Below are 13,309 nucleotides of genomic sequence, written 5' to 3' on the forward strand. Positions count from 1 at the left end.
CCGCAGATCAGCGCGATTCCGGCCCATTTCTGCAGGGAGAGCACTTCGCCGATCAGAGGGCCGCTGGCGATGGCGACGATCAAGGGCGCAGTGCCGCGCATGATCGGATAAGCCTGGCTCATATCACCGCTGCGATATGCCGCCGCGACCAGCGCAAGATAGATGACCTGCGCGACACCGGAAGCAGCGAGGAAAGGCCAGCTTTCGCGTGCTGGCGGTGTTAAAAATGGCAGGCAGATGGCCGCGATAATGCCGGCAGACGTGACGACGACAACAGTGTTCAGGAACTTGTTGCCCTCAGATTTGACAACGGCATTCCAGCTTGCATGCATGAGTGCTGCAAACAGCACGATTAGGACGACAGTTCCGGACATTATTGCTCACCCGCAGCACGCCAGCGATACGAGTGTGCCTGATGCGCTGTATGACAGATTTGCGACAGATGGCAAATTCGATAAGCTGGCGTTCAACATCAAAGAAAATGATGAGATACCAAGTCCGCTTGCGACCAAGCCCGCGTCATGAGAGAAGCCCAGCATGAACTACCGACACGCCTATCATTCCGGCAATTTCGCCGATGTGGTCAAACACATCATCCTGACGCGAATTGTGCTCTATCTCCAACGCAAGGAACAAGCCTTTCGCGTTATCGATACCCATGCGGGCATAGGCCGCTACGATCTTAGCGGTGTCGAAGCTGGCAAGACCGGCGAGTGGCAAAACGGCGTCGGACGGCTGCTCGACGCCAAGGTTGATGCCAAGGTTGCGGAACTGATCCAGCCCTATCTCGATATCGTACGTGCCGAAAATGCAGATGGCGAGATGCGGCACTATCCAGGATCGCCGCTGATCGTGCGGCATCTCTTGCGGCGGCAGGATCGGCTTTCTGCGCTGGAATTGCATCCGGAAGATGCAGAGCTGTTGGCCGAGATATTCGAGGGCGACGTTCAGGTCCGTGTGACCAAGCTGGACGGCTGGCTGGCGCTCGGCGCGCACGTGCCGCCGAAGGAAAAACGCGGGCTTGTCCTGGTCGATCCCCCGTTCGAGGTGGCGGGTGAATTCGACCGTCTCGTCGACGGGCTGGTGCGGGCACACAAGCGTTTTTCCGGCGGAACCTTCGCTTTGTGGTACCCGGTCAAGGACCGGCAGGAAGTGCGGCGGTTTGTGGCCGCGCTGCACGATACGGGCATCCCCAAGATATTGCAGACCGAACTCATGATTCGCCCAACCTCGCCGGAACCGCGGCTGGATGGCACCGGCATGATCATCATCAACCCGCCCTTTACGCTGGATGACGAACTGCGCATCGTGCTGCCAGCGTTGTCGAAAATCCTCAGTGTAGAACAGAATGCAGGTTTCACGCTCGAATGGATACGCGGCGAGTAACTTGTCGCTTGACCGAAGGCAACGGCTGGTTGAGATTGCGACCAACGAGATTTCACGGAGAGTGAGCCTATGACACGCGTATCATCGTTTCTTGCTGCAAGCTTTGCCGTTGGAGTGGCGCTGGCATCCGCTGCCGCTCCGGCGCGAGCCGCAGACTATGTGGAAAGCGGACCCGGTTACGACGATACGTGCGGGCAGGCTCGCGTCCTCAATCGAATCATCAACAGGTTTTCCTATCAGGTACGACATGTACCAAATCTGCCTCAAGTTGGGATTCAAGATTTCAGCGATGTTCGCCTGACGCACTTTGAGCCTAGCCGCGATCCGGAAATGGATGCCGTGGCGCGCCATTACTGCCGCGCGACAGCACATCTCTCGGACGGTGGTCAACGTCCGGTTTGGTATCTGGTCGAAGAAGGCCAAGGTTTCGTCGGTATCGGCAATAACGTTGAATTCTGCGTTTCCGGATTTGATCGCTGGCACGTCTACAACGGCAACTGCCGCACCCTTTACTAATCAAGCCAAAGCATGCCGATCGGTAAGCTGGCTCGCTATGCGCTGTTTGCGGCTCTGATCGGCATTTCAATACTTTCCTATCTGCGCGAAGAGAATGCGCCGGTAATGAACGTTCCAATCGAACCTTCTTCTGATACGCCGATGGAACGGCAGGCCGGGCAGCCCCCGTCACTGCCGTCCGGCACAGGCTTCGATTACTACGTGCTCGCGCTTTCCTGGTCGCCCAGTTATTGCGCGGCGGAAGGCCCGAATGCCAATCGGCAACAATGTTCGTCAGGGCGGCCTTACGGATTTGTCGTGCATGGGCTCTGGCCGCAATATGAACGGGGCTATCCGCAGGATTGCGATACGTCGCAGCCGCGCAACGTTCCCTACGCCCAAGCCAAACAATTGTCCGATATCATGCCATCGCCGGGTCTCGTAACCTACGAGTGGCGCAAGCATGGCTCCTGCACTGGCCTCACCCAGCAGGACTATTTCTCCGTTATGCGCCAGGCAGCTAAGCGTATTGCGATTCCAGCCCCTTACCGCCAGCCTACATCGCGCGCACCGGTCAATCCGCTAGTACTGGAACAGGCCTTTGTCTCCGCCAATCCCGGACTTGCCAAAGACGGCATCGCCGTTACCTGCGACAGCGACTATCTCCGGGAAGTGCGTGTTTGCCTGACAAAGGATCTGAACTTCCGCCCCTGCCCTGAGGTCGAACGTTCTTCTTGCAGGCGGCGCTCGGTGGATATGCCTGCAGCGCAGTAGGTCGTGAGGCGAAAATGCCGCTCTTTGCGAAAACCAATGGCAGGTTTACGGTTCCGGCAACGAATCGCGATCAATGGGAGTCCACAGTGCCGAAAATTCTATATTCCCCCGCCTCACCCTACAGTACCAAGGTCCGCATGGCGGCGCTTTATGCGGGGGTTCCTGTCGAGAATGTGCTGGTGGACAGCAACGCCGAACCCGTGGAACTGGTCAGCGCCAATCCGCTCGGCAAGATTCCAACGCTCATTCTGGATGACGGCAAGGCAATCTTCGACAGCCGCGTCATCACGCAATATCTGAACCGCATGTCGGGCAACAAGATTTTCCCGCGCAATGCCGATAAACGCCTTGAGGCCGAACAACTGGAATCTGTTGCAGACGGACTTTGCGATGTGCTGCTCGCGCACGTCTATGAGCGCCGCTTCCATCCGGAGGAAAAGATCCATCAGCCTTGGCTCGACCGCCAATGGGGCAAAGCAATCCGCGTGCTCGACCACCTCAACGCCGCACCGCCGCGCCTCGGCAAGAAAATTCATGGCGGACACATCGCGCTTGCGGCCGCCCTCGCCTATGCGAGCCTGCGTTTTGAAGGCAAATGGGAAAAGGGGCGTACAAAGCTCAAGCGCTGGCAAAAGCGCTTCGAGGAATTGCATCCGGACTTGGCGGCCCTTCTGCCGAAATAAGCGCAAAAAAAGAGCCGGGCAGTTTCCTGCCCGGCTCTTTTCAAATCAGTCGTGGCTTAGAACTTGTAACCAACACCGACACGAATCTCGTTCGTTGTCAGCTTGCTGGAAACGTCGTCAAGACCGCCGAGGTCGAAGTCTTTCTTGCCGTAATCGCTGTAGCGATATTCGACGCGGCCTACGATGTTCTGCGTGAACTTGGCTTCGGCACCGGCACCAACTGTCCAGCCGACGCGCGTGTTCGAGTCACTGCCCGTATCCGAAGACAGTTTGCTGTTCGTCACGGCGAGACCGCCTGTGCCGTACAACAGAACCGGATCAAGTGCGATACCGGCGCGAGCACGAACCGAGCCTTCTACACCCTGCTTCGCCTTGATGCCGCCACGGGTCTCGTCGCCACCGGAGTAGCCGAGATCTGCTTCACCACCATAGACGAACTGGCCATTCTGGAAGTTGTAACCACCGTAAGCGCCACCCTGGAAGCCATCGGCGTTGATGTTGCCAGAATCGTCGGTCTTGTGCTTGTTCCAGCCGTAGCCGCCATAAGCGCCGAGGTAAGCGCCGGACCAATCGGCAGCAGCTGGTGCTTCGATAGGAGCCGGTGCAGGTGGCTGTTCCTGGATGGCGTCGGCGGCAAATACTGGAGCGGAGAGCGTGAACACTGCCGCGGTAGCGAGGATCGTTGTTTTAAGAGTGCGCATGGCAATCTCCTTTTTTAAACTCTTTTACACGGAGCGGGCACTGGTTGGGGGGAAGAACCAAGAATTGCATCCGCTTGACAGGGCAGACATTCGCTTTGCATTGTGGCGGCACTTGCGCCGCACTGTGAAAAGAAACTGTCGATAAAATGGCGGAAATGCGATGTGTTTTTTATGCAACATCGCGAATTCTTCAATGATTTCAATGCTAATATAGTAAGCCGGTAACATAGATGCCAATCGATATTTGAGAGAAATTTAGTCGGAAGTCTCTCGATATTGCAGTGCAATATATTACACTTAATGGATGCTTAAGTTTTGCATTCGACTTGGATTGCAGGAGGATGTTGTGTTGCTATACGACTCGCGCCCGTCTTGGCGCAGATAAACTTCGATGATCGATTGCATCTGTTCACTACTGACACTGTTGCGGCCTTTCACTCTCGCGCTTTCACGCTGTGATCCCTATATTCGTGACTGAATCGCCGCATGAAGGAGTCCAGCGCTTGAAGACTGACCAGCCCGTTGTTCTTGTAACCGGTGGCGCAAAGCGGATCGGCAAGGCGATTGTCAAAGATCTGGCTGCACATGGCTTTGCCGTGGCGATTCATTGCAATCATTCCCGCGACGAGGGCGAAGAGCTTTTGACGGACATCTATGCTGCGGGTGGCACGGCCTGCGTGGTGCAGGCCGATCTCTCCGACAGCAATGCAGTGCGCCGCCTTGTTCGTGACGCACAGGATCAACTCGGGCCGGTGCAACTGCTGGTCAACAATGCCTCGATTTTTCAGGAAGACGGCATAGGCGATCTCGCAGATGACGTCGTATGGGACCGGCATTTCGCCGTCCATGTCAAGGCACCCGTGCTGCTTGCGGATGCGATGGCAGCGGCGCTGCCAGCAGGCAAGGATGGTCTGGTGGTCAATATGATCGACCAGCGTGTCTGGAAGCTAACGCCGAAATTCATATCCTATACCTTGTCCAAATCGGCTTTGTGGACTGCCACGCAGACGCTTGCCCAGGCTCTCGCACCACGGATCCGCGTCAACGGTATCGCACCTGGGCCAACCATGCCGAGTGACAGGCAAAGCCAGGCCGACTTCGATCGGCAGGTGAGCACGCTCCTTTTGAAACATGGGCCCGATCTGTCAGAATTCGGCCGTACGATCCGCTATCTATGGGAAACACCATCTATTACGGGGCAAATGATCGCTCTCGACGGCGGGCAGCATCTGGCGTGGCAGACGCCGGATGTTTCAGGAATAGCAGAATGAACGACCCGGCAAATCAATCCAGCCCAAAACAGCTTCTTTCCGACGATGTGAAAGAAGACGATATCGATTTGCCTCTTGGTGAGGATCTGGACGAACCAATCGAGGAAAGCAACGAACCTGTCCGGGACGTAGCGGCTCTGATCAGTGCAATCGAATGGGATTCGACGATCGTCAGCAATGGAAGCAGCGGCGCCGATGTGATCGCTGCGCTGGTCAAGCGCTTGCCAAACAAGCCGGGCGTCTATCGCATGTTCAACGAAGCTGGCGACGTGCTCTATGTCGGCAAAGCGCACAGCCTGAAGAAGCGTGTTTCCAACTATGCCCGCGGTCAGGGCCACAATAATCGCATCGCGCGGATGATCCGCGAAACCATGAAAATGGAGTTCGTCGTTACCCGCACGGAGACGGAAGCACTGCTTCTGGAAGCCAATCTGATCAAGCGCTTGCGGCCGCGGTTTAATGTGCTGATGCGGGACGACAAGTCGTTTCCGTACATCCTTCTCACAGCACCCAAGCAGACTGATCGGCGGCTCGCACCTGGAATTTTCAAGCATCGCGGCGCGCGCTCGAGCAAAGGCGACTATTTCGGACCCTTCGCATCGGCGGGGGCAGTCGGACGCACGATCAATGCTCTGCAGCGTGCATTCCTTCTGCGCACCTGCACGGATTCGTTTTACGAAAACCGCACGCGCCCATGCCTGCTCTACCAGATCAAGCGCTGTTCCGGCCCCTGCACTGGAGAGATCAGCGAAGCGGACTATGACGAACTGGTCAGCGAAACCAAGGCCTTCCTTTCAGGCAAAAGCCAGGCGGTGAAGACGCATTTGTCAGATGCGATGCGCGAGGCTTCGGCAGATCTCGATTTCGAGCGGGCAGCCGTATATCGCGATCGCCTGTCGGCGCTGTCGCACGTTCAGGCACATTCGGGCATCAATCCGCAATCGGTGGAGGAAGCCGACGTTTTCGCCATCTATCAGGATGGCGGGGTGACCTGCATCCAGGTGTTTTTCTTTCGAACCGGCCAGAACTGGGGTAACCGCGCCTATTATCCCAAGGCGGACTCGTCGCTGTCAGGGGCCGAAGTTCTCGGCGCGTTCCTGTCGCAGTTCTATGATGACAAGCCCTGCCCTGCATTGATCATGCTTTCCGAAACGGTCGAGGACCAGGAATTGCTTGGCGTAGCACTGACGGCGAAATCGGATCGTAAGGTCACGATCACAGTTCCGCAGCGCGGCGAGAAACGCGATCTGGTCGAGCACGCTCTCAGCAATGCACGCGAAGCCCTTGGCCGCCAGCTCGCGGAGACCTCATCGCAATCACGCCTTCTCAAGGGCGTGGCCGAGACCTTCGGGCTGGAGAAAACACCGCGCCGCATCGAGGTTTATGACAACTCTCACATCATGGGAACCAACGCCATCGGCGCGATGATCGTGGCTGGCCCGGAAGGTTTCGTCAAAAACCAGTATCGCAAGTTCAATATCCGCTCGACCGAGATCACGCCTGGCGACGATTTCGGCATGATGCGCGAGGTGATCGAGCGGCGTTTCAGCCGACTGGTCAAAGAGCACGGTACGCCCGAAACGAAGGATGCGCCGGCGGAGGACGTGGAGATCGATGAATTCGACGATGATTCCGATGCTTTCCCGGCTTGGCCTGACATAGTCCTTATCGATGGCGGTCAAGGTCAGATGAGCGCGGTGCGCGGTATCCTGCAGGAGATGGGCATTGCCGACAAGGTCACCGCCATCGGCGTCGCCAAGGGCGTCGATCGCGACGCGGGGCGCGAACGGTTCTTCATGGAGGGTAAGCCCTCCTTTACCCTTCCACCACGCGATCCCGTGCTGTATTTTTTGCAGCGCATTCGCGACGAGGCACATCGCTTYGCYATCGGCACGCACCGGGCCAAGCGCAAGAAAGAGATGGTAAAGAATCCGCTGGATGAAATTGCGGGAATCGGTCCTTCACGCAAGCGCGCCTTGTTACATCAATTCGGTACGGCAAAGGCAGTTTCGCGGGCGGCTGTCGAAGATTTGATGAAGGTCGACGGTATATCTGAAGCCATGGCCATTACAATTCGCGATCATTTTCGTACATAGAACTCTAACTATTGTAATCGGGACATAAATGCGCCCGACTCCCCGCTGATGAGCTTGACGTTTGACGGTCGAACCCTTTTGATCGGCACTGATTTGATTGGTTGAAAATATGTCCAAAAACAACGCCTACTCTCTGCCGAATATTCTTACCTATGCCCGAATAATCGCCGTCCCTCTTGTAGTGGTGTGCTTCTTTCTGGAAGGACGCCTGCAATCCAGCGACGCCGCGCGCTGGGGCGCTCTGGCGATCTTCGCTATCGCCAGCATAACCGATTTCCTGGATGGCTATCTGGCGCGCATCTGGAAGCAGACCTCGACCATCGGCCGCATGCTCGATCCGATTGCAGACAAGCTGCTCGTTTCTGCCTGTTTGCTGCTGCTGGCAGCCGATGGAACGATCGCGGGCTGGTCGCTCTGGGCTGCCATTATCATCCTTTGCCGCGAAATTCTGGTGTCGGGCCTGCGCGAATATCTGGCGGAACTCAAGGTCAGCGTGCCGGTGAGCCAGCTTGCCAAGTGGAAGACCACTATTCAGATGGTTGCCATCGCATTTCTGCTGGCGGGACCTGCCGGCGACGAAATCATCCCGGTGATCACCATATTAGGTATTATTCTATTGTGGATCGCCGCACTGATAACGCTGTACACTGGCTGGGATTATTTCCGGGCCGGGCTTAAACACGTGGTGGATTAGAGCCCTTTCCGGTGGCCTATTCTGACGGAGACATGTTGTGACAAGATCAAGCAAAGACACGAAGACCCGCACTCTGCGTGCGGGCGAGTGGCTTGGCGTCGATATTGGCGCAACAGGCCCCGTCCCTTCGGGTTTCCGGCTGGCGGCCAACCACTTTGTCAGGCGGCTTCGTCCGATGAACCACATCGACCTCGCCACCTTCCGCATGGATTGTCTCGCCAGTCGAGAAACAGAATACGGCCAGTATGACTGGAAAGGGCTCTACCAATGACCAAACTCGTCTATTTCGCATGGGTGCGTGAACGGATCGGCAAGGGCGAAGAATATCTCGACCTTGAGCCCTCGATCGTCACGGTCAATGACCTGCTGACCCATCTGAAGTCCCGCGGTGAAGAATATGAATCAGCGCTTGAATACCAGGACGTGATCCGCGTCGCGATCAATCAGGAACATGTCGAACACGATGCGCCGATCAAAGGTGCACACGAGATTGCGCTTTTCCCGCCGATGACCGGGGGATGAAGCATGAGCACGGTCGAACCACTCATCCGCATCCAGGCTGAGGATTTCGATACAGCCGCCGAAATTGACCGGATGACCAGGGACCGCCGCGGCATCGGCGCGGTGGTGACATTCAGTGGTCTTTGCCGGGATGAGGCCGGGACGCTGGCGGCACTTGAAATCGAACACTATCCGGGCATGGCGGAGGTCGAAATTGGCCGTATCGCCGAGAAAACCCTGGACCGCTGGAGTTTAACGGGCCTGACGGTTGTCCATCGCTACGGTTTTATCAAACCTGGCGAGAATATCGTCCTTGTCGTCGCTGCCTCCGCTCACCGGCAAGCGGCTTTCGAGGCCGCATCGTTCCTGATGGACTATCTGAAAAATGCTGCCCCTTTCTGGAAGAAGCAGCACCTCGTCAGTGGTGAGGTCAGCGACTGGGTCGAGGCGAAGGCAACCGACGAGGAAGCACTCAAGCGCTGGGAAAAAACCAAATGAACCGTGTCGCAGTTGGTTCACTCATCATCGGCTTTCTGGCAGTTTTGCTATTGCTGGTTTTGTCATTGTCCGCCCGCAGTGACGAACCGGGCGGCGAAATCAGGAATGTGACATGGCTTGCCGAAGACATCGACGGGCGCGGTGTCATCGATAATGCGCAAACGACGCTGACGATCAATGCCGACGGATCTGCGAACGGATCGGGCGGTTGCAATCGCTTCACGACCAGCGCCACGATCGATGGATCCAGTCTCTCTTTCAAACCAGCGGCTGCAACGCGCATGATGTGTCCGCCCGCCCTGATGGATCAGGAACAAAAGTTCTTTTCCGCGCTTGAACGGACGCGGTCCTACGCAATCGATGCCGACACCGGCAAACTGCTGCTGCACGACGACGCCGGAAAAACCATCGCCCAGCTCGCGCAACAAAATTGATTGATCCAATAAAAAAACCGGGCATTTCGCCCGGCTTTTTTATTCGCGTAGCAGAGTATCAGCCGACGATTTCAGTACCGGAAAACCAGTAGGCAATTTCTTCTGCGGCAGTCTCGGGGGCATCGGAACCATGAACCGAGTTCTCGCCGATCGAGAGGGCAAAAATCTTGCGGATCGTGCCTTCGTCAGCATTGGCCGGGTTGGTCGCGCCCATGATTTCACGGTTGCGGGCAATGGCATTCTCGCCTTCGAGAACCTGAACGATAGTCGGGCCCGAGGACATTGACTCAACCAGCTCGCCGAAGAATGGACGTTCCTTGTGCACAGCGTAGAAGCCTTCGGCTTCACGGCGGCTCATCCAGACGCGCTTGGAAGCTACAACGCGAAGGCCAGCCTCTTCAAACTTCTGAGTGATGGCACCGGTGAGATTGCGACGGGTCGCGTCGGGCTTGATCATCGAAAAAGTGCGTTCAATTGCCATTTGGTGAAACCTTGTCATTTGGGGGAATGGTGGCGCTCTATAGCGTCAGGCAGCCCATTTGCCAATAGACCATTTGCCAATCCATTGCGGTAGCAGACCATTTCAACGTCGTTTGGGCACTGGTTCCCTCGCGGGTGCTACGCTACGCTTGCTAATCGTCAGTCCTGCAACAAACGCACTCAAGGCTGCTAGGCTCGCTGCTCCAAACATGATGAGCCGATAGGCATCGGTGAGAGCATCAGCGTCCATGGACGAAAGTTCCGATCCGCCGAAGGCAAGCCCCAGAGCCGCGACTGCTACAAGCCCCCCGCCCCGTGCCGCCGCATTGTTGACGCCGGATGCCGTGCCGCTTTTTTCATCCGGCGCGGAATCGAAGACGGTGGTGGTCAGCGGCGGAATGCTGACTGTCATGCCGATGCCAACCACGATCAAGCCAGGCAAAAAGCCCATCCAATAGCCTGGATATTTGCCAGACAGGCCCAGGATCACGAAGCCAAGCCCCGTCGCCAAAGGGCCGATTATCAGCGGTATCCGCGCCCCGATCCGTTCGACCAGCCCTCCGGTCCAGCGCGATCCAATCCCCATGATCAGCGAGAACGGCAACAACGCCGCCCCTGCCGCAGTCGCGCTATATTTATGGACCTCGATCAACAGAAACGGCAGCAAAAACAAGGCTGCGCTGAGTGCGGCATACAACAGCACCGTGATGCCGTTGGCACCCGCAAAATCTCGATCGCGAAACAGCGACAGTGCCATAATCGGCGCGACGGACCGAGCTTCAGCAACAACGAACAGCACACCCACAGGAATGGCCGCAGCGATGGCGAGCCCACCGATCAAACCGTTACCCCCACCGGACGCAATCAAACCGTAGCAGAGTAATCCGAGAGCCAGGACCACAAGCATGGAGCCGCGCAGGTCGAGGGGGCCCGATGCATCGTCGCTGCGATAGTCGGACGGCAACTTCCAGGCGAAGAACAACGCGATGGCGGCAATCGGTGGATTGATGAAGAAGATGGACCGCCAACCCACAGTATCGACCAGCCAGCCGCCGAATGGAGGTCCCAGCGCCATCGTGAGTGCACCAGCGGCAGCCCACGTTCCGATCGCCCGCCCGCGCGCCTCTCCCCTGAAGGCAGCACTGATAATCGCAAGGCTCGCGGGCACCAGCATCGCAGCACTCGCGCCCTGCAACAGCCGCATCGCTATCAGCCATCCGGCCGATGGCGCTAGACCACATCCCATCGAGGCAACAGCGAAGCCGATGAGGCCGACGATGAAAATGCGGAGCCGGCCGAAACGATCACCAACCGACCCGCCCAGCAAAATGAGACTTGCAAGCATCAGCATATAGCCATTGACCACCCATTGCATGGTGGCAAGGCCCGATCCAAAACTCCCCTGAATCGCGGGGAGCGCGACGTTCACGACAGAACTGTCGATGAAACCCAAGCTCGAACCGAGAATCGTGGCGGGCAGAACCCACTGGGTCTTGCCTTTCGACCCTCTCGGCGGTTTCACATCAGGCGTTTCGCAGGGGAGAAGTTGTGGGCCGGTCATTTCAATTCTCGCGGCAAAATGATTTCCATGGAAACAACTCCTCCTTCAGATATCATTATGTCAATAACGCCCACCTTATTTATAGAAAGCCAATGTAATGGAACAGCATTTCAGGATGCTTGCCGCATATAACCGCTGGGTAAACCAACGGCTCTATGCCGCGGCAGCCGAGCTCGACGATGAGGAATACCGGCGCGACGTGCGGGCATTCTTCACTTCACTGCACGGCACCCTGAACCATTTGCTGGTGACCGATCGTATCTGGCTCTACCGCTTTACCGGCGAAGGCGATGCACCAAAGGCGCTCGATGCGACCCTTTTTGAAAAACTGGACGCGTTGAAGGCTGCACGAGAAAAAGAGGATGCGCGCATTATCGACTGGGTCAACGGGCTTGAGAGCACCGATATCGCCGGACGCTTCACCTATACGACGGTTAGCGACATGCGGACGATCAGTCAGCGTCTCGCGCCGGCATTGGCGCATCTCTTCAATCACCAGACGCACCATCGCGGTCAGGCACACGCCATTTTGACGGCGCTCGGCAAAGCTGCGCCGTCCTTTGATCTCATCCAGTTCCAGCGAACGGAAGAGGGCAGGCCCTACTCCTAAGACGTTGTGACGTCTCTTTACCTCAAGCGCACGGCAGATATGCAACAGTACAGTCTTGCGGAAAAGGCATTTCCCGTGCAAAAGCGCGGCCATGCTTATTCTCGACGATATTTCCGTGCGTATGGCCGGCCGCCTGCTCATCGACCACGCCAGCCTGAACCTGCCGTCCGGCACGAAAGCGGGCCTGGTCGGACGTAACGGCGCGGGCAAATCAACGCTGTTCAAGGTGATTACCGGTGAACTTCACGCGGAAACTGGCGATTTCTTCCTGCCGAAGAACATCAAGATCGGTCAGGTGGCGCAGGAAGCACCGGGCACCGAGGATTCCCTGATCGAGATCGTGCTTGCCGCTGATACCGAGCGCACCGATTTGCTGGCTGAAGCCGAGACAGCCACCGACCCCCACCGTATCGCCGATATCCATATTCGGCTTGCGGACATCGATGCGCATTCCGCTGAGGCGCGCGCCGGTGCGATCCTCTCAGGTCTTGGCTTCGACGCGGAAGCGCAGAAGCGTCCGGCTTCATCATTCTCGGGCGGCTGGAGGATGCGCGTAGCTCTCGCAGCGGTCCTTTTCGCTGAGCCAGATTTGCTGCTCCTCGACGAGCCGACCAACTATCTCGATCTTGAAGGCACACTGTGGCTCGAGGATTATGTGCGCCGCTATCCGCACACAGTGATCCTCATCAGCCATGACCGCGATCTTCTGAACTCCGCGGTGAACTCGATCATCCATCTCGACCAGACGAAGCTGACGCTTTGGCAGGGCAATTACGATCAGTTCGAGAAGCTTCGCAGCGAAGCTCTCGAATTGCAGCAGAAGCAGCGCGTGAAGCAGGAAGCGCAACGGAGCCACATGGAGGCTTTCGTCGAGCGTTTCCGTGCCAAGGCATCCAAGGCCAAACAGGCGCAGTCCCGCCTGAAGGCACTGCAGAAGCTGAAGCCAATTTCCGCCCACATTGAAGATCACGTGATGCCATTTCATTTTCCGGAACCGGAAAAAGTGGTGGCTTCGCCCATTATCGCTATTGAGAGCGGCGAAGTCGGCTACACGCCGGGCAAACCCATTCTCAAGCATCTCAATTTGCGTATCGATGCGGATGACCGAATTGCGCTGCTCGGCTC

The 13,309-nt window shown here is 57.1% G+C and carries 17 protein-coding genes; 13 read left to right on the top strand and 4 right to left on the bottom strand.

Going from position 1 to position 13,309, the window contains the following annotated elements:
* The coding region (locus tag ACXJ5O_RS07845) for an EamA family transporter (RefSeq protein WP_457299402.1) at window positions 1-374 on the bottom strand (374 nt) is incomplete at its 3' end.
* Between the two features lie 163 nt (window positions 375-537).
* On the opposite strand from ACXJ5O_RS07845, the gene ACXJ5O_RS07850 reads away from it, so the two are divergent.
* The 4 genes from ACXJ5O_RS07850 to ACXJ5O_RS07865 all read left to right on the top strand — a co-directional run bounded on the left by ACXJ5O_RS07850 (window position 538) and on the right by ACXJ5O_RS07865 (window position 3,338).
* Complete coding sequence (locus ACXJ5O_RS07850; RefSeq protein ID WP_457299403.1) at window positions 538-1,386, top strand: 23S rRNA (adenine(2030)-N(6))-methyltransferase RlmJ; 849 nt, start codon at window positions 538-540, stop codon at window positions 1,384-1,386.
* 69 nt (window positions 1,387-1,455) lie between these two features.
* A complete protein-coding gene (locus tag ACXJ5O_RS07855) occupies window positions 1,456-1,902 on the top strand; it encodes a hypothetical protein (protein ID WP_457299404.1) in 447 nt (148 codons plus the stop codon).
* A gap of 12 nt (window positions 1,903-1,914) precedes the next feature.
* Window positions 1,915-2,655 carry a ribonuclease T2 family protein gene (locus ACXJ5O_RS07860; protein WP_457299405.1) on the top strand — a complete coding sequence of 247 codons (741 nt, stop codon included), beginning with the start codon at window positions 1,915-1,917 and terminating at the stop codon, window positions 2,653-2,655.
* A gap of 86 nt (window positions 2,656-2,741) precedes the next feature.
* On the top strand, window positions 2,742-3,338 hold the full coding sequence (locus tag ACXJ5O_RS07865) for a glutathione S-transferase (RefSeq protein ID WP_457299406.1): 597 nt from the start codon (window positions 2,742-2,744) through the stop codon (window positions 3,336-3,338).
* Window positions 3,339-3,394: 56 nt separating this feature from the next.
* Here ACXJ5O_RS07865 and ACXJ5O_RS07870 read toward each other — a convergent pair whose 3' ends face one another.
* A complete protein-coding gene (locus ACXJ5O_RS07870) occupies window positions 3,395-4,039 on the bottom strand; it encodes an outer membrane protein (protein WP_112527919.1) in 645 nt (214 codons plus the stop codon).
* A 503-nt stretch (window positions 4,040-4,542) separates the two neighbouring features.
* Between ACXJ5O_RS07870 and ACXJ5O_RS07875 the strand changes: the two genes are divergently transcribed.
* From ACXJ5O_RS07875 to ACXJ5O_RS07905, 7 genes are all read left to right on the top strand, one after another.
* Window positions 4,543-5,310: an SDR family oxidoreductase gene (locus ACXJ5O_RS07875; RefSeq protein WP_457299407.1), complete on the top strand. Its 768-nt coding sequence runs from the start codon at window positions 4,543-4,545 to the stop codon at window positions 5,308-5,310.
* Window positions 5,307-7,406, top strand: a complete 2,100-nt coding sequence (uvrC, locus tag ACXJ5O_RS07880; RefSeq protein WP_457299408.1) for an excinuclease ABC subunit UvrC — start codon at window positions 5,307-5,309, stop codon at window positions 7,404-7,406. Before ACXJ5O_RS07875 ends, uvrC begins: the two co-directional genes overlap by 4 nt.
* Window positions 7,407-7,515: 109 nt before the next feature.
* On the top strand, window positions 7,516-8,100 hold the full coding sequence (gene pgsA / locus ACXJ5O_RS07885) for a CDP-diacylglycerol--glycerol-3-phosphate 3-phosphatidyltransferase (protein WP_210002116.1): 585 nt from the start codon (window positions 7,516-7,518) through the stop codon (window positions 8,098-8,100).
* A 37-nt stretch (window positions 8,101-8,137) separates the two neighbouring features.
* On the top strand, window positions 8,138-8,371 hold the full coding sequence (locus ACXJ5O_RS07890) for a hypothetical protein (RefSeq protein ID WP_457299409.1): 234 nt from the start codon (window positions 8,138-8,140) through the stop codon (window positions 8,369-8,371).
* A complete protein-coding gene (gene moaD / locus ACXJ5O_RS07895) occupies window positions 8,368-8,622 on the top strand; it encodes a molybdopterin converting factor subunit 1 (protein ID WP_112527909.1) in 255 nt (84 codons plus the stop codon). Before ACXJ5O_RS07890 ends, moaD begins: the two co-directional genes overlap by 4 nt.
* 3 nt (window positions 8,623-8,625) lie before the next feature.
* Window positions 8,626-9,099, top strand: coding sequence for a molybdenum cofactor biosynthesis protein MoaE (locus ACXJ5O_RS07900; RefSeq protein WP_112527907.1), 474 nt, complete (start codon window positions 8,626-8,628; stop codon window positions 9,097-9,099).
* A complete protein-coding gene (locus tag ACXJ5O_RS07905; RefSeq protein WP_457299410.1) occupies window positions 9,096-9,533 on the top strand; it encodes an META domain-containing protein in 438 nt (145 codons plus the stop codon). Before ACXJ5O_RS07900 ends, ACXJ5O_RS07905 begins: the two co-directional genes overlap by 4 nt.
* A 58-nt stretch (window positions 9,534-9,591) precedes the next feature.
* On the opposite strand, the gene ndk is transcribed toward ACXJ5O_RS07905, so the two are convergent.
* Window positions 9,592-10,014 carry a nucleoside-diphosphate kinase gene (ndk, locus tag ACXJ5O_RS07910; protein ID WP_112527903.1) on the bottom strand — a complete coding sequence of 141 codons (423 nt, stop codon included), beginning with the start codon at window positions 10,012-10,014 and terminating at the stop codon, window positions 9,592-9,594.
* A 102-nt stretch (window positions 10,015-10,116) separates the two neighbouring features.
* Window positions 10,117-11,574: an MFS transporter gene (locus ACXJ5O_RS07915; protein WP_457299411.1), complete on the bottom strand. Its 1,458-nt coding sequence runs from the start codon at window positions 11,572-11,574 to the stop codon at window positions 10,117-10,119.
* A gap of 97 nt (window positions 11,575-11,671) precedes the next feature.
* Between ACXJ5O_RS07915 and ACXJ5O_RS07920 the strand changes: the two genes are divergently transcribed.
* Complete coding sequence (locus tag ACXJ5O_RS07920; protein WP_457299412.1) at window positions 11,672-12,184, top strand: DinB family protein; 513 nt, start codon at window positions 11,672-11,674, stop codon at window positions 12,182-12,184.
* Window positions 12,185-12,275: 91 nt separating this feature from the next.
* Window positions 12,276-13,309: ABC-F family ATP-binding cassette domain-containing protein (locus tag ACXJ5O_RS07925; RefSeq protein WP_457299413.1), on the top strand; the 1,034-nt coding region annotated here is incomplete at its 3' end.

The organism is Phyllobacterium sp. P5_D12 (genome assembly GCF_054049495.1).